Source organism: Aliishimia ponticola, from assembly GCF_004803475.1.
GTDB classification, from domain to species: Bacteria; Pseudomonadota; Alphaproteobacteria; order Rhodobacterales; family Rhodobacteraceae; genus Aliishimia; species Aliishimia ponticola.
On record NZ_SRKY01000003.1, the window covers coordinates 257,170 to 276,191 of the forward strand.

Here is a 19,022-nt window from a genome sequence, read left to right on the forward strand (position 1 = left end):
TCATAGCGCCACTGACAGGCCGCAAAGCATCACGCGGCATGTATCGCGCGCGTCAATCGGCGTGGGTCTGGCAGAGTATCAGGGGGAGGCCGGGAAAAGGTCTGGAGCGGGCGGCGGGAATCGAACCCGCGTCATTAGCTTGGAAGGCTAAGGTCTTACCACTACACAACGCCCGCTCAATCTGGGTGGGTGGATATGTCATTGCTGCGGGTCGGTCAAGCAGGATGTCGGCCCGCCGCCGCGCACGTTTCCATCACCCCGCCCCGTGGTTCGGCACGGCACTTGCACACCGGGTCAGGCAGGGGTCGCGGCCACCGACTGGATCGATGTGAACCCCTCAAAGACCGGCGCGCCTTCGTGCAATTTGCGTTTCTGTCCGGCCTTGGCATGCGCGTCGCGGAACTGCTGCGACCGCGTCCATTCCAAAAAATGGGCCTCGGATTCCCACACGGTATGGGATGCGTAGAGGATCTTGCCCTCTGTTTCGGGACCTTTGAGCATATGGAAGGCGCGAAAGCCGTCCATCTCGTTCAGGCGGCTTTCGCGGTTCAGCCAAAGCTCCTCGAACGCGGCGGCATTGTCTTGCGCTACGATGAAACGGTTCATGGCAAGGTACATGATGTGTCCTTTCTGTCAGTGCGGCATCGGGCCAGTTGTCCTGCGGCCAACCTTCAAGGACCAGCCGCCCAGGGCTGATCTTCGTTGCGCAGAATGTAGCGGGTTCGCGGCGGCCGCAAATGCGAAACGCGCAAATCGCCGCCGTGGGCGCGCGACAGAATGTCATCGCTGATCCCGATCCGAACGCTGCCGGGGGCCGCGCTGATCTATTGCGCAGGTTCCGGCCGCTTGACCCGGCCCTGCAACAGACCAGAGATGGCATCTTCCAAGCGGGTGAGGTTCAGGGGTTTTTCCATGAACAGATCGACTTCACTCAGCAGGTCGCGATCATCATCGGAATTCACCGGCGCATAGCCGGACATCAGGATAAACCGGGTATTCTCGCTGGTCTGTTTGACAATGCGCAGGAAATCCAGCCCCTGCACATCGCCCGGCATGACCATGTCACACAGCACCAGATCGAAGTCGGTGCGCCCGGCAATCACCTGCGCGGCCGCCTCGCCGTTCTCACAAGCGACCACGTCATAGCCATCCATCGTCAGCTTCGTGCGCAAAATCCCCAGCAATTGCAGGTTGTCTTCGACGATCAGGAGCTTGCCCTTGGCGCTGGCGGTCTCTGCCGTCGGTTTCGGTTGCGGCACCGGGGTTTGTGCGCGCGCGTTCGTCAGCGGCAGGTAGATCGTCACCGTTGTCCCCTGCCCGACGCTGGACTCGAGTTGCAGGAACCCGTTCGATTGCTCTGCAAAGCCTTTGACCATCGGCAGGCCCAACCCCGATCCGCCGCCCACGGCACGGGTGGTAAAGAACGGCTCCATCACCTTGTCGGTCAATTCCGGCGGGATACCATGACCGGTATCGGCCACCGCGACGAAGGCATGTGGCCCGCGCTGATCCTTGTGATCGGAATGCGCGTTGAGGCCGCAGGTCACGGTCAGCTTGCCGCCGTCGGGCATCGCGTCCTTGGCGTTGAGCGCAAGGTTCAGCAAGGCCGATTGCAGCATCCCCGGATCGACCAGCACCTGCACGTCCTGATTGGCGGGCCGCAGGCTCAGGTCGATGTTCTCGGGCAGAACCCGCTGCGCGAAATCGCCGAATTCCACCACGGCGGACCACAGGTTGATCGGTTTCGGCACCAAGGTCGATCGCTTGCCCAGCGCCAGCATGTGCTTGTTCAACTGCGCGCCATTCTCGGCCGCCTTCAGCGCGATGGAGATCAGCCGCTTGCGCTCATCCTCATCCGTGGTGGTTTCCAGAAGCTGCAAACTGCCCGATACGACACTGAGAATGTTGTTGAAATCATGCGACACGCCACCTGCCACGCGGCCCATCAGGTCAATCTTCTGAGACTGGCTGAGCGCCGCGCGCGTCTCGCGGAAGTTGTTCCACCTTTCCTGCGACATACGCAGCGACAGGTAGAAATATGGCGTGATGCACAGAAAAATCATCACCGTCGCGATCGATTCCGCCGACTGCCCATGCTCCAGGGCAAAGCTCACGCAGATGATCGCATAGCCCAGCCAGATCGGCGCGACCACAACCGCCATGATCAGCGGATATGTCGCGTGATAGACCATGATGTTGATCGTGCCGCCGACGACCAGGGCCAGCGCCGCCATCTTGAAGACGTCGCCGCTTTGCATCCAGGTCGTCACGATGATCACGTTGAACAGGATCGCCCGCCCGAATAGCAGGCCCAATACATGCCAGTATTTCGTGGCATCCCGTCGGCGGACCACCTCGCGGGATACATATTTTTCCGCAAACAGCACCACCGCATAGATGACGCACAGCACAGTGGGCCATAGGATCTGAAACGCCCCGCCCCCGATGACGGCGCCAAGGATGATCAACCCGGCATGTGCATAAAACCGCTGGCTGCCAAGCGGTTCCGCCTCTGCGATAGATGCGATCTGCTCCAGACGGCATTCTGTGTGGTCCGTTATGGGTCGCACATCGCCAAACCTTTATTGTCTCACATGAGCACCGGGACCGACGGCGCGGAAAAATATCGTAAATTGAAGTTTGAAGATCATACCAATTCGTCGCCGTCTGCCAATACCGTTCCGCGACGTTTTCCACCAAGAGGCGGAAAGCTGTGCCAATCTACGCTCGGATACTATGCAGCGCCGCGACGGGAGGACAGCACATGACGCCGCAACCGAATTCCATTCTGGGCACGCATGAGGTGACGAACCAGCCCCCGGCGCCCGGAGATCGCAACCTGTGGCAGGACGACCCGGTGGCGCGGCAAATCCTGCGGGGCAGCGCAGCGCAGGACGAGGCCCTTGGCCGCTATGGGGCGCAGATGGGCCGGGCAGAGATGCAGGCCGCCGCGCGCGATGCGAACCGTCACCTGCCCGAGCTGCGCCTGTTCGATACCGGCGGGCGGCGTCTGGACGAGGTCGCGTTTCACCCCGCCTATCACCGGTTCCTCGAAATATCCGTCGGCGCGGGATATGCCGCCCTGCCATGGGAAGGCGCGCAGAACGCCCATGCGCAGCACGCCTGCATGGTCTACATGGCCAATCAGGTCGAACCGGGCCATAGCTGCCCGCTGGCCATGACCTATGCTGCGGTGCCGGTCATTCGGCGCGCAGAAGGTCTTGATCCGCATTGGGCGGCGGGGCTGGTGTCGCATGAATACGATCCCTCCGTCCGGCCCGCCGCGCAGAAGCGCGGGCTGACCCTTGGCATGGCGATGACCGAAAAGCAGGGCGGCTCGGATGTGCGCGCCAACACGACCATGGCGGTGCCCGATGGCGCGGCCTGGCGTTTGACCGGCCACAAATGGTTCTGCTCTGCCCCCATGTCGGATGGGTTTCTGACGCTGGCGCAGACCTCCGAAGGGCTGACCTGCTTTCTGGTGCCGCGCTGGCTGGACGGCGCGCGCAACGGCATTCGCCTGCAACGGCTCAAGGACAAGCTGGGCAATCGCTCCAACGCGTCCTCCGAAATCGAATATGTCGATGCGCTTGCCTATGCGGTCGGTGCGCCGGGCGACGGGGTGCGCACGATCGTCGAGATGGTGCATCACACGCGGCTCGATACCGCGATGGCCCCGGCGGGGCTGATGCGCGCAGCCCTGCGCGAGGCGCATCACTGGGTCACGCATCGCAGCGTGTTCCAGAAACGGCTGATCGACCAGCCGCTGATGCAGGCCGTTCTGGCGGACCTGTCGCTGGACTGGGCCGGATCGCTGGCGCTGGGTCTGGACGTGGCGCGCCATTTCGGCAGCGACCGCCCCGAGGATCAAGCCTTTGCCCGGATCGGCGTCGCCGTGGCCAAATACCTTGCCAACAAGCTTTGCCCACTGGTCACGGTAGAGGCGATGGAGGTGATGGGCGGCATGGGCTATATCGAAGACACGCCGATGCCGATGCTCTACCGCGAAGCGCCGCTGAACGGCATCTGGGAAGGCTCAGGCAATGTGATCTGCCTTGACGCACTGCGCAGCCTGCACCGCGATCCGGCGGCGGCGGACGCGCTGCGGAACCGGCTGGATGGGGCGATGGGACTGGATGCGACCTTCGACGCTGCGCTGGCCGACTACCGCGCCCGCTGGGACAAAGGCGTGGCAGAGGCCGAGGCGCGCTGGTTCGTGGAACAGACCGGCCTGCTGCTGTCTGCCGCCGCGCTGATGCGCTCCGCCCCCGCGACGGTGGCAGAGGCATTCACGGCAACCCGCCTTGGCGCCAGTCGCGGTCTGACACGCGGGGCCATCGCACAAGGCAGCGCGCGTCACGTTCTGGACCATTGCTTTGCCGAGGGTGCCCATGGCTGATCTGCCGCCCTTCCGCGTTCTGTCGCCAACGGCGATCCTGGGTTACGGCTTTCCAAGCGCCTCGTTCGAGGCGGGCTTGGCGATGAAGCCGGATGTGATTGCTGTGGATGCGGGCTCTACCGATCCCGGCCCTTTCTACCTTGGCGCGGGGCTGTCCTTCACCGACCGCAGCGCGGTCAAACGGGATCTGCGCCATATTCTGACGGCGGGCCGTGCGCGCGACATTCCCGTGCTGATCGGCAGCGCGGGCGGGGCCGGGGCGCGACCCCATCTGGACTGGTGTACGCAGATCATCCGCGAGATCGCAGCCGAAGAGAAACTGACAGGGGCGCTCGCCGTGATCGGGGCGGATATGGACAAGGCGCTGCTGTCGCAGGCTTTGGCGGCGGGGCAGATCACCGCCCTGCCCCCCGGCCCCGAGGCGCAGGCGGATCTGATCGACAGCTCCAGCCACATCGTCGCGCAGATGGGCGAGGCGCCCCTGATCGCGGCGCTTGACGCCGGGGCACGGGTGATCGTGGCCGGGCGCTGCTACGATCCGTCGGTCTTTGCGGCAGAGCCGATCCGGCGCGGCTATCCGCCCGGGCTCGCCCTGCATATGGGCAAGATCCTCGAATGTGCCGCCATCGCAGCGCAGCCCGGCAGCGGGTCGGACTGCATGATCGGCACGCTGGACGCAGAGGGGTTCACGGTCGAGCCGACAGCACCAGAGCGCGCCTGCACCGTCGCGTCGGTCGCGGCCCATACGCTTTATGAGAAATCGGACCCGTTCCACCTGCCCGGCCCCGGCGGCGCGCTGGACCTTACCGCCACGCAGTTCGAACAGCGCGGTGCGCGAAAGGTGCGGGTCACGGGCACGACGTTCATCCCGGCACAGGAACATATCGTGAAGCTGGAAGGCGCGCGGCGCACCGGGTTCCGCACCGTTTCCATCGCCGGGGCGCGGTCGCCCGATTTCATCGCCGGGCTGGACGACATCCTGCAAGGCGTGCGCGACCGCGTGGCCGACAACTTTGCCGACATGCAGGACGGTGCGGCGCAGCTGTTGTTCAAGGTCTATGGGCGCGACGCGGTGATGGGCGCGCTGGAACCCTTGCGCCACCAGCCGGCCCACGAGGTCGGCATCGTCATCGAAGCGGTCGCCCCGTCGCAGGATCAGGCCGACACGATCTGCGGCTTTGCCCGCGCCACGCTGCTGCATTTCGGCTATCCCGGCCGTGTCTCGACTGCTGGCAATCTGGCCTTTCCCTACTCGCCCTCGGATTTCAAGGCGGGCGCGGTCTATGAGTTCAGCCTTTATCACCTGCTGCACGGGGCCGACCCGGCCACGCTCTTTCCCCTTGAGATGTCCCGGCTGGAGGCCCCCGCATGAGACAGCTTTCCGACATCGCCAGCGTCATCCGGTCCAAGAACGCCGGGCCTTATGCGCTTACCTTCGATATCCTGTTCAAGACGCAGGCGGATTTCGAACGCGCCGTAGGGCGTGCGTTGATCAACCCGGACCTGATCGCGCGGCTTTATGGCCTGTCCCCGCAGGACGTGCTCAGCATCATCGCCTTCCCGCCGGCCCATGCGATCAAGGCCACGATCCGCCGGCCCCTGCCCTCTGGCGCGGTGGGCGATACGGATATCTATGGCGCGCAGCAACACGCGCCGCTGCTGTCGCTGCCGCTTGATCCGGATTGGCCGTAACGCGCCGCATTTACGTATGGCGCAAACTGCCGCACAGTGGACGCGTCGCGCCCAGTCGCACACAGGCGCAGAACAGGGTGCGGTGCACCGCGCGGCCCAACCCCGTGCCACAGACGGAGATGTGATCCTTGGCTTTCGACTTCATCCTGATGCTGACCGAAAACGACCGCACCATTCCGGATGCCCGCGCGCGGCTGGACGAGGCGCTGGAAGGCGGCGTGCGCCATATCGGGTTCAAGGATGTGGGGCTGCCGTTGGCGGATCTCAAAGGCTTGGCCGATGCGATCCGCGCAGCAGGCGGGCGGTCCTATCTGGAGGTTGTCAGCCTTGATGCGCAGAGCGAGATCGCCTCGGCCCGCGCGGCCATCGAACTGGATGTGGACTGCCTTCTGGGCGGCACGCGCGCCGAAGAGGTCACGCGCCTGACGCGGCACCACCCGCTGCGATACTACCCGTTTCCGGGGCGCATTACCGGGCATCCAAGCGTGCTGGAAGGCCCGGCAGAGGATATCGCCCTGTCGGCTCGCAAGCTGGCCGATCTGGAACATGTGCACGGGCTGGACCTGTTGGCCTATCGCTTTGACGGCGATGTGCCCGGTCTGATGGGGCAGGTCTGCGCGGCGGTGGACAAGCCCGTGATCATGGCAGGCAGCATCGACAGCGCCCAGCGGGTGCGGGACTGCGCCATCGCCGGGGCGGCGGGCTTTACGGTGGGCACCGCGGCGCTGGCCGGGGCGTTCCCCGCCGAGGCAAGCGGGTTCGCGGCGCAGGTGCGTGCCATTCTGGCGATCACCTCCGAGGCGCGGTCTGGTTCTACCGCGCCGCGCCGCATCGCGCTGGCGGCACATGATACGCGCAAGGCGCAGCTACGCGCCTGGGTCACGCGCCACCGCGCGGTTCTGGGCGGGCACCGGCTGATCTGTACCGGCGGCACCGGGCAGGTCATTCGCGCGCTGGCGCCCGAACTTCACGTGCACCGGTTGCAACGCGGAGGCCGCGGCGGCGATCAGCAGATGGGCGCCTTGATCGCGACCGGAGAGCTTGACGCGGTGATCTTCTTTGCCGACCCCACCCTGCCCCATGGCGGCGATGTGGATTTGCAGGCGCTGACCCGGCTTGCCATGTTGCACGATACGCCCGTGGCGCTGAGCCCATCCGCCGCCGATCTGGTGGCCGGAACATTGCCGCTGCGCGGGGATGGACCCAGGGCCTGATCGAGGCTTGACCGGGAACTGATCGGGGCTGATCGGGGGCGCTGCCCCCGGACCCCCGGAGTATTTTTGGAACAATGAAGCTGGGGGCGTTTCGCGGCGCCGTGTGGCGGGCTTTCTGAGCGGGTGGCCCGGCGCGTTGGGGCCATTGCGGTATTGGCGCGCGGCGGGCTCTTGACGCCTTGGGAGATTATGCGCCTCATTCCCGGCAATTCGCCCACCGCATCCGGGGAATGGATGCCCCCCGCAAGGAGACTGACATGACCTATGCCCAAGCGCCGTTCAGCACTGCTGAATATTCCCGCCGTCTCGATCTGGTGCGGGCGGCGATGGAGGCGGCGGATCTGGATGCGATTTTCGTCACCGATCCGTCCAATCAGGCGTGGCTGACCGGCTATGACGGGTGGTCGTTCTATGTGCATCAGGGGGTCATCCTGCCGCGTTCGGGCGATCCTGTCTGGTGGGGCCGCAACATGGATGCGGTGGGTGCCGGGCGGACCGTATGGATGGGGGCGGACCACATCCGGGGCTATGCCGATCACTATGTGCAATCCACGGTGCGGCATCCGATGGAGAATCTTGCCTTGCATATCCGGGATCTGGGGCTGGAGAGTTCACGGATCGGCGTCGAGATGGAGAATTACTATTATTCCGCCAAGGCGCATGAGGTGTTGCTGCGGAACCTGCCTTTGGCGCGGGTGGTGGATGCGACGGGTTTGGTCAACTGGCAGCGTCTGATCAAATCGGACGAAGAGCTGGATTTCATCCGGCGCGCCGGTCGGATTTCCGAGAAGATCGTGCGGCAGGCCATCGACAAGGCTGCGCCGGGGCTGCGCAAGAATGAGTTGGTGGCCGAGATCTATCATGCCGGGATCACCGGGGTGGAGGAGGATTGGGGCGATTATCCGGCAATTGTCCCGCTCACCCCGTCGGGGCTGGATGCCACCGCTGCGCATTTGACGTGGAACGGGGCGGAGATGCGCCGCGGCGAGGCGACGTTCTTCGAGTTGTCGGGCTGTTACCGCCGCTATCATGCGCCGCTGTGCCGGACTGTGTATCTGGGCACGCCGCCGGACGAGATGCGCCGGGCCGAGGCGGCGCAGATCGAGGGCATCGAAGCGGGGCTGGATGCGGCGCGCGCGGGCAACCGGACCTGCGATATCGCCAATGCCTTCTACGGTGTTCTGAAATCCCACGGGATCGCGCGTGAGGGGCGGTGCGGCTATCCGGTCGGGCTGTCCTATCCGCCCGACTGGGGGGAGCGCACGGCCTCCATCCGGCCCGAGGACGAGACCGTTCTGCGCCCCGGCATGGTGTTCCACTTCATGCCCGCGCTCTGGATGGACACATGGGGGCTGGAGACGACGGAGACGATCCTGATCCGCGAGGACGGCGCGGCCGAGACGATCTGCAATCTTGAGCGCAAGCTGTTCGTCAAGCCATGAGCAAGCTCGACGATACGATTGCCCTGCTGCAGGAATTGATCGCCTTTCCGACCGTTTCCGCCGACAGCAACCTGGCGATGATCGACAATCTGGCGGGCTGGCTGGAGGCGGCGGGGGCGCGGGTCGATCTGTTTCACGACGAGACCGGGCAGAAGGCCAACCTGTTCGCCACGATCGGGCCGGATGTGCCGGGCGGGATCGTTCTGTCGGGGCATACGGATGTGGTGCCTGTGGCCGAACAGGACTGGACCCACGATCCGTTCGAGATGATCCGGCGCGACGACCGGCTGTTTGGGCGCGGCACCTGCGATATGAAGGGCTTCATCGCCGCTTGTGTCGCCATGGCACCGGTGCTGGCCCCGCAGGTGCGCAACCGTCCGCTGCATTTCGCCTTTACCTATGATGAGGAAGTGGGCTGCCTTGGCGCGCAGGCTTTGGCGGATACGCTGCAAGCGCGCGGCATCCGACCCGCCGCCGCCATCATCGGCGAGCCGACGCAGATGCGGATCATCGACGGGCACAAGGGCTGCTGCGAATATACCGCGCGCTTTGCCGGTCTGGCCGGGCACGGGTCGGAACCAGACAAGGGCGTCAACGCTGTGGAGTATGCCGTGCGCTATGTCACGCGGCTGATGGAACTGCGCCCGGAACTGGCCGCGCGCGCGCCCAAGGGCAGCCCGTTCGATCCGCCCTGGACCACCATCAATATCGGCGCGCTGCATGGCGGCATGGCGCATAACGTCATTGCAGATCACGCCGCGGTCGAATGGGAAATGCGCCCGGTCCAGCAATCCGACGGGGCGTTTGTCCGCGAGGAAATGCGCGCTTTCGTCCAAGGTACGCTGCTGCCCGAGATGCGCCGCGTCTGGCCCGATGCCGCGATCACCACCGATGTGATTGGCGAGGTCGATGGCCTGTCCCCCGCCACAAGGAACGAAGCGCGCGAGATCGTGCGCGACCTGACCGGGGCCAATGGCAGCGACGTGGTCGCCTTCGGCACAGAGGGCGGGATTTTCCAATCGCTGGGCATGGATGTGGTGGTCTGTGGGCCGGGGTCCATCGAACAGGCGCATAAGGCGGATGAGTTTCTGGATATCGCGCAACTCGATCAATGCGTCCGCATGTTGGAACAGCTGGCAGAGCGGCTCTGACACGCCCACCGGGGCCGCGCACGGGGTATCGACGCCTTATTTTGAAACCATCAGATTGATATTTGACATATCAATTCACGTATATTAACCAGTGACCATCCTATTCTTGATGTAAGCGATGATTACTGGACCCCAAATGCGTGCCGCGCGTGCCCTTCTTGGTATCGACCAAAAGACCCTTGCCGAACTGGCGGGGCTGTCCGTGCCGACGATTCAGCGGATGGAGGCGAGCCATGGCAATGTGCGCGGCGTCGTCGACAGCCTGACAAAGGTGGTTGCCGCACTTGAACTGGCTGGGGTCGATCTCATTGCGGAAGGGGCCAGCAGTACGGCAGGCGGACGCGGCGTGCGCCTCAAGGAGTCTGCCCCGAGATAGTGAACCACCCCCGCGACGGCGACCGCCGACACCAAGCCGACGATCCCGCCGCTTCCTTTTCAAAGGTGCGGCCAAGATGAAAGACCAGACGATCCGACACAGCGACGCGCCAGACGTCGTCGCGCTTTACACTCCGAAACTCGTGACCGTTCTGCGCGAAGGCTATGGCCTTCAGCATGTGCAGGCGGATGCCGTGGCGGGCCTGACGGTCGCCATTGTCGCGCTGCCCCTATCGATGGCCATTGCCATTGCGTCGGGCGCGACACCGGCACAAGGGCTTTACACGGCGATTGTCGGGGGGTTCCTCGTCTCGCTTCTGGGCGGATCGCGGTTCCAGATCGGCGGCCCCGCAGGCGCGTTCATCGTGCTGGTCGCGGCGACCGTTGCGCAGCACGGGATGGATGGATTGATCCTTGCCACCTTCCTGTCCGGGCTGATGATGGCCGCGGCCGGATTTCTGCGGCTGGGCGCGTTCGTCAAATTCATCCCCTACCCGGTCACGGTGGGGTTTACCGCCGGGATCGCCGTGATCATCTTTGCCAGCCAGATCCGGGAAATCTTTGGCCTGGCCCTTACGGCGGAGCCGGGCGAACTGCTGGAGAAACTCGGCGCGTTGTGGGACGTGCGCGCCAGCCTGACACCCGCCGCGCTTGGTATCTCTGCCGCGACAATTGCCGTGATCCTTGGCCTGCGGCGCTGGCGTCCGCATTGGCCGGGGATGCTGATCGCCGTCGCCCTTTCCGCCACCGCGACCGCGACACTCTCGCTGCCGGTGCAAACCATCGGCACGCGGTTCGGCGGCATCCCCTCGTCGCTTCCGGCACCGCATCTGCCCGATATGTCGATGCAGGCGATCACCGCGGTTCTGCCTTCTGCGATCTCCTTCGCGCTGCTGGGCGCAATCGAATCGCTTTTGTCCGCGGTCGTCGCCGATGGCATGACCGGACGCCGCCACCGGTCCAATTGCGAACTGGTGGCGCAAGGGGTCGCCAATGTCGGATCGTCGCTCTTTGGCGGTTTCTGCGTGACCGGCACCATCGCACGCACCGCCACCAATGTGCGCGCCGGGGCGCATGGGCCTGTGGCGGGCATGTTGCACGCCGTGTTCCTGCTGCTGTTCATGCTGGTCGCCGCGCCGCTGGCCTCTTACATCCCGCTGGCCGCGCTGGCGGGGGTGCTGGCCGTGGTCGCGTGGAACATGATCGAATTCCCGGCCATCGCGGTGCTGGTCCGGTCGGGCTGGGGCGAAGTGACCGTCCTGGCCGCCACGTTCTTTCTGACCGTGTTCCGTGACCTGATCGAGGCCATCGTGGTCGGCTTTGCCCTTGGCTCGGTCCTGTTCATCCACCGTATGAGCCGGACCACCGATGTCGTCACGGACAGCGCCCTGGTGGGCCGGGACAGGCCCGACACCGCCGATCCGCGCGGCACTTACGACGAGGTGCAGGCCCAGAACCCCGATGTGGTGATCTACTGGATTACCGGCGCGCTGTTCTTTGGCGCAACCGCGTCGATCGGGTCGGTGCTGGATCGCATTCAGGACACGCATAAGGCGCTGATCGTCGATTTCTCATCCGTGCCATTCCTCGATTCGACCGGGGCGAACATGATCGAAGGGCTTGCGCGCAAGGCGCATAAACAGGGCGTCGCGCTTTGGCTGACGGGGGGCAGCGCAGAGGTACAGCGCGTGCTTGGCACCCACGGTCTCGCGCCGCCATCGGTCCGTTACGCGGCCACGGTGGATGCGGCGGTGGCACAGCTGCGCGGTGCGGCGGAACCGAGCGGGGGCGCGCTTCATGCCTGACACTGGCCGCAACACCCACCGCCCCGCCTATCGACGGCGCGCGCCCGCCGAAGCGCGCCAACGCTTTGTGCTCAAGGCGCTGGAGCGCCCGCGCACCCAAGCGGAACTGCGCGACGCGCTGGGGATGAGCGATAGCGGGATACTGCATCTTCTGCGCCGGATGGAACGTGACGGGCTGGTGCGCCCGGCCGAGCGCGTCGCCTGCACACGGATCTGGGAACGCCGCAGCGGCACGGCCCGCGATCAGAAACCCTAGGCCGCATAACCGGGCCTGCCAGCACCTTCCGCGCGGCCTGCCCGCCGTGGTCGCGCGGCCGCCCCGCCGGGCGGCACGCCGCTGCCCAAGGGGGGGGCCACCAAAGTATGAGTTTGCCCGGAGTACGCGAACTGCTATCCTGCCGGGACAATCTTTGTGAGGAGGATACCCCATGGCCTGGAGCAAACCCAAGGCGCGCGAAATCAAGTGCGGCATGGAAATCAACATGTACGGCCCCGGCGAAGACGACGAGCGCCGCGGCGACGAAATCTGATCTCCGACCAGCCTAGATGAAACTGGTCGTTCTTGGGGCAGGCGCCGGAGGGGGCCTGCCCCAATGGAATTGCGGCTGCCAAAATTGCCTTGATGCCCGGGCGGGCCGGATCGCGGGGATGACGCAATCCTCGGTCGCGGTGTCGCCCGACGGGGTGCGCTGGATCGTTCTGAACGCCTCGCCCGACATTCGCGCGCAATTCGGCACCGTCGCCCAAATGCACCCCCCCGCCCTGCGCGGCACGCCGATGGCGGGCCTTGTCCTGACCAACGGGGATATCGATCACATCGCCGGGCTGCTGACCCTGCGTGAAAAGACCGCCTTCGACCTCTATGCCACGCAAGCCGGGATGGACATTCTGGACAGCAATTCGGTGTTCGGCGTACTGGACCCGCAGCTTGTGGCGCGCCGCGCGATCGCGCTTGATACGCCCTTCACCCCGCTGGAGGGGCTGACGATCACCCCCTTTGCGGTGCCGGGCAAGGTCGCGTTGTTTCTGGAGGGCGAGGACCTCGACCTGCAAGCCATGGGCGAACAGACCATCGGGCTGCTGGTCGAATCTGGCGGCAAAAGCCTTGCCTATGTGCCCGGCTGCGCCGCCCTGCCCGACTGGCTGGTCGCGCAGCTTGGCCGCGCCGATCTGTTGCTGTTCGATGGGACGGTCTGGGAGAACGACGACATGCCCCGCACCGGGACGGGGCAGAAGACCGGCGCGCGCATGGGCCATGTCCAGATCAACGGCCCCGATGGCAGCCTTGCCCGGCTGGCCGGGGCCAAGGGGCGCAAGGTGCTGATACACATCAACAATACCAACCCGATCCTGCAACCGGATGCGCCCGAACGCAGCGAGGTCACGCAGGCGGGCTGGGAGATTGCCTTTGACGGGATGGAGATCACGCTATGAACATTCAGACCGACCGCACCAGCTTTGAGGCGCGTCTGCGCAAGATCGGGGATGAGCTGTATCACGACAAGCACCCGTTCCATATCCTGCTCCATTCCGGGGGCTGCACCATCGATCAGGTGCGCGCTTGGGTCGTGAACCGCTACTACTACCAGTCGCGCATCCCGATGAAGGACGCGGCGTTCTTGTCGCGGGTGGAGGACCCGAACCTGCGGCGCATCTGGCGCTCCCGGATCGAAGATCACGACGGGCGCGAGGAAGGCACCGGCGGCATCATGCGCTGGCTGAAACTGGCCGAAGGGGTCGGGCTGGACCCCGATTACGTCGCCTCGGCGCGCGGGGTGCTGCCCGCCACCCGTTTCGCGGTGGATGCCTATGTGCGCTTCGTGCGCGATATGCCCCTGCTGGACGCGGTCGCGGCCTCTCTGACAGAGCTTTTCGCCCCGGCCATCCACGAACAGCGCATCGCCGGGCTGCTCAAGCATTACGACTTCGCCAATGACGACACGATCGCCTATTTCAAGCATCGGCTCAGCGAAGCGCCGCGCGATGTGGCCTTTGGCCTTGGCTGGGTGCTGGATCATGCCCAGACCGCCAAGGAACAGGACGCCGCCGCCAATGCGCTGATCTTCAAGACGCAGGTGCTTTGGGCGCAGCTTGACGCGCTGTATCACGCCTATGTCAGCCCCCGCCATATCCCGCCGGGCGCATGGCATCCCGAAGAGGGGTTGCTGTGACGCCCGAGGACATCCCCGTTCTGCCGCGCGGTGTGCGTTGCGGCGATGACAGGGTGCGCGGGTTGCGCGTGCTGCTGGGCCCCGAACGCGTCTTGATGCTGGACCAGATCGGCGACGCGGTGCTGCGCCGCGTCAACGGCACCGATACTATCCGCACCATCAGCGAAGACCTCGCCCGCACCTTCTGTGCGCCGCGCGCGCAGGTCGAGGCGGATGTGATCGAGTATCTCGCGGATCTGGCCGAGAAACGGATGGTGGAGCGGGCCAATGGCTGATCTGCCGCTGGCCATGCTGGCCGAACTCACCCATCGCTGCCCGCTGGCCTGCCCCTATTGTTCCAACCCGCAGGAGTTGACAGGGCGGGACGCGGAACTCAGCACCGCGCAATGGGCCGATATCTTCCGGCAGGCGGCGGATTTGGGCGTGTTGCAACTGCATCTGTCCGGGGGCGAACCGGCTTCGCGGCGCGACCTGCTTGAGCTTGTCACCGCCGCGCGGGAGGCCGGACTTTATACCAACCTCATCACCTCTGGCATCGGCCTGACCCCAGCGCGGCTGGAGGCGCTGGATGCGGCCGGGTTGGATCATATCCAATTGTCGGTGCAGGGCGTGCGCGCGGAACTGGCCGACCGGATCGGCGGCTATGCGGGCGGGTTCGACCGCAAGATGCACGTGGCCGACCACATCGCGCGGCTTGGCTTTCCGCTGACGCTCAACGCCGTGATGCACCGCGAAAACCTTGACGATCTGCCCGCGACGCTGGACATGGCGCTGCGCCTTGGGGCGCGGCGGATCGAAATCGCCTGCGTGCAGTTCCAGGGCTGGGCGCTGGCCAACCGCGCGGCGCTTCAGCCGTCGCGCGACCAGGTGGCGCGCGCAAAAGAGCTTGTCCGCGCGGCAAGTGCGCGGCTGAAGGGGCAGTTGGTAATCGATTTCGTGCCGCCCGACTATTATTCCGACTTCCCAAAGGCGTGCATGAATGGCTGGGGCTCTACCGGGTTGAACATCGCGCCCGATGGCACTGTCCTGCCCTGCCATGCGGCCCAGACGATCCCGCATCTGACATTCGAAAACGCCACCGCCCGCCCGCTGGCCGAGATCTGGCACGACAGCGCGGCGTTCAACGCCTATCGCGGGACCGACTGGCTGCCGGAGCTGTGCCAATCCTGCGACCGGCGGGATGTGGATTTCGGCGGTTGCCGCTGTCAGGCCATGGCCGTGCTGGGCGATCCGGGCGCGCCGGACCCGGTGTGCCGGAAATCGCCGGGCCGCGCGGTGCTGGACGACTTGCTTAGCCAGGAAACCGTCGACATCGCCCCGCCTGACTTCGTTTATCGCAGATAATCCGCGCCCGGCCCCACCGGAATCGCAACAGCCGCTGGCACGGGAACGGATTGCAGGAAATCGCGCAGCAGGTCGCGGGACAAAGGCTTTTGCAGCACCGACACCCCCCGCGCCCGGCATTGCGCCGCGAAATCCGGCGACCGGTTGGCAGAGATCACATGCGCTGGCGCCGCGCCGAAGCTGGCGGTCAACTCGTCCAGCAGGTCCAGCCCGCTGCCCCCGTTGCCCAGTTGGTAATCCACCAAAAACGCATCGGGGACGATATCCACATCGCGCAGCAGCGCCACCGCCGCCTCTGCGTTGGGCGCCCAGATCACGTCAGATCCGAAACTTTCCACCGTCAGCGTGACGCTTTGCGCGACCTCCATATCGTTCTCCACAAGGCAGATCAGCCGCCCATGGGTGGTGCCGCCCGCGTCCTCGGCCTGCGGATCGCCCGCCGGTTCCACAGGGGCCTGCCGCGCCAAAGCGGTCGTGACGCCAAAGCGGCTGCCGCGCCCCGGTACTGAATGCAGATCAAGCCGGTGATCCAGCATCCGGCAGGCGCGATCCACGATGGCAAGGCCAAGACCCAGCCCCTGCCCTGCGCTTTTGCCATCCTCAAGCTGCTGGAATTCCTGAAAAATCTGGTCGTGATGGCTGGAATCGATCCCCGGACCCTGATCGCAGACCTCGATCCGTGCCGCGCCGCGCCCATGCCGCACGCCCAGCAAGACCTTGCGCCCCGTGGTATAGCGCAGCGCGTTGGACAGCAGGTTCTGCACGATGCGCCGCAGATAAACCGGATCGCTTTCGACGCGCAGACTGCAAGGCACCACGCGCAATTCGATACCGCGCTTGGCCGCGATGGGGGCGAATTCGGCTTCCAGCGCGCCAAGGATACTGTCCAGGGACACCGCGCCAAGCTCGAACGTGGCCAGGCCGGAATCCAGTTTGGAGATATCGAGCAGCGCCTGAATGATCCCTTCGGCGCTTTCCAACGCCGAAATCGTGCGCTGCGCCAGTTCCTTGTCACTTTGCGATGTGACCCGGTTTTCCAGCGCCCCGGCATAGAGCTTGGCCGCTGACATCGGTTGCAGCAGATCGTGGCTTGCTGCCGCGACAAAGCGCGTCTTGGAGGCATTGGCCCGCCGCGCGTCCTCCAGCGCCGCGCCCAGCGCCTTGGTACGGTCGGCCACACGCTTTTCCAGCGTGTCGTTAAGATCGCGCAGCGCCTGGCTTTGCCGCCGTTCGCGGGTGACATCGGTAAAGCTGATGACAAAGCCCCGGTCCGGCATTTGCTGCGCGAACACGTCGAAAGCGCCGCTTTGCCCGCGCCGGACTTCGAAGGTGATCGGTTGCCGCCCGCCGGTTTTCTCAGCCCATGCGCGCATATCGGATTTTCCGAAACTTCCCGCAAAATCAAAGATTTCATCAAGGCGTTCCAACAGTTCCGCGAATTTCAGGCCCAGAACCCGTTCGGTCAGATTGCCGTTCAGCAGCCGTTCCATCCGGTGATTCCAGCCGACCAGCCGCCCGTTGCGGTCAAAGATGCAGACGCCCTGATTCAGGTGATCGAGCGTGGCGCGCAGCAGCTTAGCCTGCCGGTCCAGCAGCCGTTCGCGCTCGCGCCGTTCGTCCCGCATCAGCCCCGTCACATCGGTCTGGAGCACCACCGTCCCGCCAGTGCGGGTGCGGTGTTCGCTGACCTGAAGCCAGCGGTCGCGGGCCAGATGCACGTTGAACACCACATGTTCGTAGGTGTGCCGCGACAGACGGGCCTTTTGCCAATCCCCGGCGGTTTCCCCCGCCTCAAGCGTCAGTGACGGGCTGTGCGAGATCATGCGCACATATTCGGTGAAGGGCACGCCGGGCTGCAAACGGCGCTGCACATCGGGCATATCCTTGCAGAACCGGCTATTATGCATCACCAGCGCGTCGCCCGCGTCAAACAGGGCAAAGCCCTCGTCCACGGTTTCGATCGCATCGGCCAGATAGGCGCGGGCATCCTCTGCCTCGTGGGTGGCGACGGCCAGTTGCGCGTTGGATTCGTGCAGCAAGTCCAGCGCGCGTTCCAGATCCTCGGTCCGCTGCTTGACCTCCTTTTCCAACAGCGCGGCGCGTTCGAACTGACTATAGGCCAGCCCGGCCTGATCGGGGCTTTGTTCGATCCGGCGCATCAGCGCCTCGGCGATGCGCACCAGCTTTTGGTTCTGCCGTTCAAGGCTGTCGCTGTCGCGAACGAGGGTCATGCCTGCGATGCTGTGGCGGCCGGTTTGCGCAGCGCCACGCCCGTCATCGTGTGGTTCACATGCATGGTGCCGATCTGCTCGCCATAGGTCGAGAAGCCGACGACCTTGTGCCGGGCCAGCACCTCTGACACGCGATGCAGCGCCTGTACCTGCTCTGCCTCGATCCGGCGCAAGATGCAGTCACAGGCCAGCACCTCGAAGGGCGCGTCGCCCGAATGCAGCGCACCAAGCCGCTGGTCGAGATGCTGCGCGATGTCGGTGGGCGTCGCCATGGTCAGCACCATGCCTTCGTCGATGGCCGCGAAGAACACCAATTCGCCCGCGTCATTGACCCGCTGGATCGCGCGCACGTGATGGGTATCGCCAAGGCGCACCACCACCGGATGGGCCGCAAAGGTGAATTCATCAAGCTGGTCTGGGTCTTTGCCCACGATCCGCGCATATTCGCGCGCCGCCGGTTCGGCGTTGATTTCCTTGACGATACGGCGTTCGGGATCGGCATCCGTCACCACCATGCGCTGGTCGGTCGGCTCCAGATGATTGAGGCTGAACACCTCGGTCTCGCAATTGGTGGCGACGAAGGTTACGACCGCCGCATTGCGCAGCAGCCGCCCCTCATGGGCCACAAAGGTTTCGCTGAAGCGCGCCCCGTCCCCCGCCGATCCGCCGAAAAGCGGCCAGGACCCGATGCCCGGCGCGATCATCGCCGTCAGCACATCTTCGCGCAGCGACAGGCCATCCACCAACAGAAAGGCGAACCCGCTGGACATATCGCGCCGCGCGCGTTCCAGCGATGTGCGGGTCTGCACCAATTGGTCGATCAGCCCCTGCGCGTCGATCCGGGCCAAATCCTCCACCACCACGGAACGGGTGGCGAAATGGGCCTGCGGCAGCCCCACCACCACCGCGCGGTCGTCCTCATACCCGCTGGTGCCGATTTGCCCGGCCGTGGTGCAGCCGGTGATTGGCGTGTCCGGGCACAGGATCTGCGCCGCGCCGATCAGCGTTTCCAGCTGTGTCAATGTCGGCGCAAAGATCAGCACTTGTGCCATCAAAGCGTCGGCGAAAGCCTCTGTCAGGCTGTCGACGGGGTCAGCTGTGTCTGGCTCGATATGCGCGACGGCCATTATTCCGGAAAACGCGCGCACCGGAGCAGTTCTGCCGCTTGGAACGTGCAGAGTCATGGCGTAGTCCTCCC

General features: G+C 65.1%; 18 protein-coding genes and 1 tRNA gene. 14 read left to right on the plus strand and 5 right to left on the minus strand.

The features are described 5' to 3' along the window. Positions 1-102: 102 nt before the first annotated feature. The 3 genes from E4Z66_RS12415 to E4Z66_RS12425 form a co-directional block, all read right to left on the minus strand. Positions 103-176, minus strand: a tRNA-Gly gene (locus E4Z66_RS12415). A 118-nt stretch (positions 177-294) separates the two neighbouring features. Next, positions 295-618, minus strand: a complete 324-nt coding sequence (hmuQ, locus tag E4Z66_RS12420; RefSeq protein ID WP_136463342.1) for a heme-degrading protein HmuQ — start codon at positions 616-618, stop codon at positions 295-297. Between the two features lie 206 nt (positions 619-824). Next, positions 825-2,570: an ATP-binding protein gene (locus tag E4Z66_RS12425; protein WP_136463343.1), complete on the minus strand. Its 1,746-nt coding sequence runs from the start codon at positions 2,568-2,570 to the stop codon at positions 825-827. A gap of 194 nt (positions 2,571-2,764) precedes the next feature. Between E4Z66_RS12425 and E4Z66_RS12430 the strand changes: the two genes are divergently transcribed. The 14 genes from E4Z66_RS12430 to pqqE all read left to right on the plus strand — a co-directional run bounded on the left by E4Z66_RS12430 (position 2,765) and on the right by pqqE (position 15,593). After that, a complete protein-coding gene (locus E4Z66_RS12430; protein WP_136463344.1) occupies positions 2,765-4,399 on the plus strand; it encodes an acyl-CoA dehydrogenase family protein in 1,635 nt (544 codons plus the stop codon). Then, positions 4,392-5,771: an acyclic terpene utilization AtuA family protein gene (locus E4Z66_RS12435; RefSeq protein WP_136463345.1), complete on the plus strand. Its 1,380-nt coding sequence runs from the start codon at positions 4,392-4,394 to the stop codon at positions 5,769-5,771. Before E4Z66_RS12430 ends, E4Z66_RS12435 begins: the two co-directional genes overlap by 8 nt. After that, the gene (locus E4Z66_RS12440) at positions 5,768-6,091 is read left to right on the plus strand and encodes a DUF4387 domain-containing protein (RefSeq protein WP_136463346.1); all 324 of its coding nucleotides are present in this window, start codon (positions 5,768-5,770) and stop codon (positions 6,089-6,091) included. The genes E4Z66_RS12435 and E4Z66_RS12440 overlap by 4 nt, the downstream gene beginning before the upstream one ends. A 128-nt stretch (positions 6,092-6,219) precedes the next feature. Then, positions 6,220-7,305, plus strand: a complete 1,086-nt coding sequence (locus E4Z66_RS12445) for a methylglyoxal synthase (RefSeq protein WP_136463347.1) — start codon at positions 6,220-6,222, stop codon at positions 7,303-7,305. A 257-nt stretch (positions 7,306-7,562) separates the two neighbouring features. After that, positions 7,563-8,747, plus strand: a complete 1,185-nt coding sequence (locus E4Z66_RS12450; protein ID WP_136463348.1) for a M24 family metallopeptidase — start codon at positions 7,563-7,565, stop codon at positions 8,745-8,747. Beyond that, positions 8,744-9,898: an acetylornithine deacetylase gene (gene argE, locus E4Z66_RS12455; RefSeq protein ID WP_136463349.1), complete on the plus strand. Its 1,155-nt coding sequence runs from the start codon at positions 8,744-8,746 to the stop codon at positions 9,896-9,898. Before E4Z66_RS12450 ends, argE begins: the two co-directional genes overlap by 4 nt. 136 nt (positions 9,899-10,034) lie before the next feature. Then, the gene (locus E4Z66_RS12460; RefSeq protein ID WP_246036009.1) at positions 10,035-10,274 is read left to right on the plus strand and encodes a helix-turn-helix domain-containing protein; all 240 of its coding nucleotides are present in this window, start codon (positions 10,035-10,037) and stop codon (positions 10,272-10,274) included. 76 nt (positions 10,275-10,350) lie between these two features. Further along, positions 10,351-12,078, plus strand: a complete 1,728-nt coding sequence (locus tag E4Z66_RS12465; RefSeq protein ID WP_136463351.1) for a SulP family inorganic anion transporter — start codon at positions 10,351-10,353, stop codon at positions 12,076-12,078. Beyond that, positions 12,071-12,334: a winged helix-turn-helix transcriptional regulator gene (locus E4Z66_RS12470; protein WP_168797792.1), complete on the plus strand. Its 264-nt coding sequence runs from the start codon at positions 12,071-12,073 to the stop codon at positions 12,332-12,334. The genes E4Z66_RS12465 and E4Z66_RS12470 overlap by 8 nt, the downstream gene beginning before the upstream one ends. A gap of 172 nt (positions 12,335-12,506) precedes the next feature. Beyond that, positions 12,507-12,608 carry a pyrroloquinoline quinone precursor peptide PqqA gene (gene pqqA / locus E4Z66_RS12475; protein WP_136463353.1) on the plus strand — a complete coding sequence of 34 codons (102 nt, stop codon included), beginning with the start codon at positions 12,507-12,509 and terminating at the stop codon, positions 12,606-12,608. Between the two features lie 16 nt (positions 12,609-12,624). After that, positions 12,625-13,512 (plus strand): pyrroloquinoline quinone biosynthesis protein PqqB, encoded by an 888-nt coding sequence (gene pqqB / locus E4Z66_RS12480; protein WP_136463354.1) that lies wholly within the window; start codon positions 12,625-12,627, stop codon positions 13,510-13,512. Beyond that, positions 13,509-14,249, plus strand: a complete 741-nt coding sequence (gene pqqC, locus E4Z66_RS12485) for a pyrroloquinoline-quinone synthase PqqC (RefSeq protein WP_136463355.1) — start codon at positions 13,509-13,511, stop codon at positions 14,247-14,249. Before pqqB ends, pqqC begins: the two co-directional genes overlap by 4 nt. Further along, positions 14,246-14,524 (plus strand): pyrroloquinoline quinone biosynthesis peptide chaperone PqqD, encoded by a 279-nt coding sequence (gene pqqD, locus E4Z66_RS12490; protein ID WP_211097153.1) that lies wholly within the window; start codon positions 14,246-14,248, stop codon positions 14,522-14,524. The genes pqqC and pqqD overlap by 4 nt, the downstream gene beginning before the upstream one ends. Next, positions 14,517-15,593, plus strand: a complete 1,077-nt coding sequence (gene pqqE / locus E4Z66_RS12495; protein ID WP_136463357.1) for a pyrroloquinoline quinone biosynthesis protein PqqE — start codon at positions 14,517-14,519, stop codon at positions 15,591-15,593. Before pqqD ends, pqqE begins: the two co-directional genes overlap by 8 nt. Here the strand turns inward: pqqE and E4Z66_RS12500 are convergent. Next, complete coding sequence (locus E4Z66_RS12500; RefSeq protein WP_136463358.1) at positions 15,581-17,824, minus strand: hybrid sensor histidine kinase/response regulator; 2,244 nt, start codon at positions 17,822-17,824, stop codon at positions 15,581-15,583. The genes pqqE and E4Z66_RS12500 overlap by 13 nt on opposite strands. Next, complete coding sequence (locus E4Z66_RS12505; protein WP_136463359.1) at positions 17,821-19,008, minus strand: FIST N-terminal domain-containing protein; 1,188 nt, start codon at positions 19,006-19,008, stop codon at positions 17,821-17,823. Before E4Z66_RS12505 ends, E4Z66_RS12500 begins: the two co-directional genes overlap by 4 nt. Between the last annotated feature and the right edge of the window lie 14 nt (positions 19,009-19,022).

Excerpts from the sequence above, each read along its gene's own strand:
- hmuQ (WP_136463342.1), bottom strand. The coding sequence starts at position 618 with ATGTACCTTGCCATGAACCGTTTCATCGTAGCGCAAGACAATGCCGCC.
- E4Z66_RS12430 (WP_136463344.1), top strand. The coding sequence starts at position 2,765 with ATGACGCCGCAACCGAATTCCATTCTGGGCACGCATGAGGTGACGAAC.
- E4Z66_RS12435 (WP_136463345.1), top strand. The coding sequence starts at position 4,392 with ATGGCTGATCTGCCGCCCTTCCGCGTTCTGTCGCCAACGGCGATCCTG.
- E4Z66_RS12440 (WP_136463346.1), top strand. The coding sequence starts at position 5,768 with ATGAGACAGCTTTCCGACATCGCCAGCGTCATCCGGTCCAAGAACGCC.
- E4Z66_RS12450 (WP_136463348.1), top strand. The coding sequence starts at position 7,563 with ATGACCTATGCCCAAGCGCCGTTCAGCACTGCTGAATATTCCCGCCGT.
- argE (WP_136463349.1), top strand. The coding sequence starts at position 8,744 with ATGAGCAAGCTCGACGATACGATTGCCCTGCTGCAGGAATTGATCGCC.
- E4Z66_RS12460 (WP_246036009.1), top strand. The coding sequence starts at position 10,035 with ATGCGTGCCGCGCGTGCCCTTCTTGGTATCGACCAAAAGACCCTTGCC.
- E4Z66_RS12465 (WP_136463351.1), top strand. The coding sequence starts at position 10,351 with ATGAAAGACCAGACGATCCGACACAGCGACGCGCCAGACGTCGTCGCG.
- E4Z66_RS12470 (WP_168797792.1), top strand. The coding sequence starts at position 12,071 with ATGCCTGACACTGGCCGCAACACCCACCGCCCCGCCTATCGACGGCGC.
- pqqA (WP_136463353.1), top strand. The coding sequence starts at position 12,507 with ATGGCCTGGAGCAAACCCAAGGCGCGCGAAATCAAGTGCGGCATGGAA.
- pqqB (WP_136463354.1), top strand. The coding sequence starts at position 12,625 with ATGAAACTGGTCGTTCTTGGGGCAGGCGCCGGAGGGGGCCTGCCCCAA.
- pqqC (WP_136463355.1), top strand. The coding sequence starts at position 13,509 with ATGAACATTCAGACCGACCGCACCAGCTTTGAGGCGCGTCTGCGCAAG.
- pqqE (WP_136463357.1), top strand. The coding sequence starts at position 14,517 with ATGGCTGATCTGCCGCTGGCCATGCTGGCCGAACTCACCCATCGCTGC.
- E4Z66_RS12500 (WP_136463358.1), bottom strand. The coding sequence starts at position 17,824 with ATGACCCTCGTTCGCGACAGCGACAGCCTTGAACGGCAGAACCAAAAG.
- E4Z66_RS12505 (WP_136463359.1), bottom strand. The coding sequence starts at position 19,008 with ATGACTCTGCACGTTCCAAGCGGCAGAACTGCTCCGGTGCGCGCGTTT.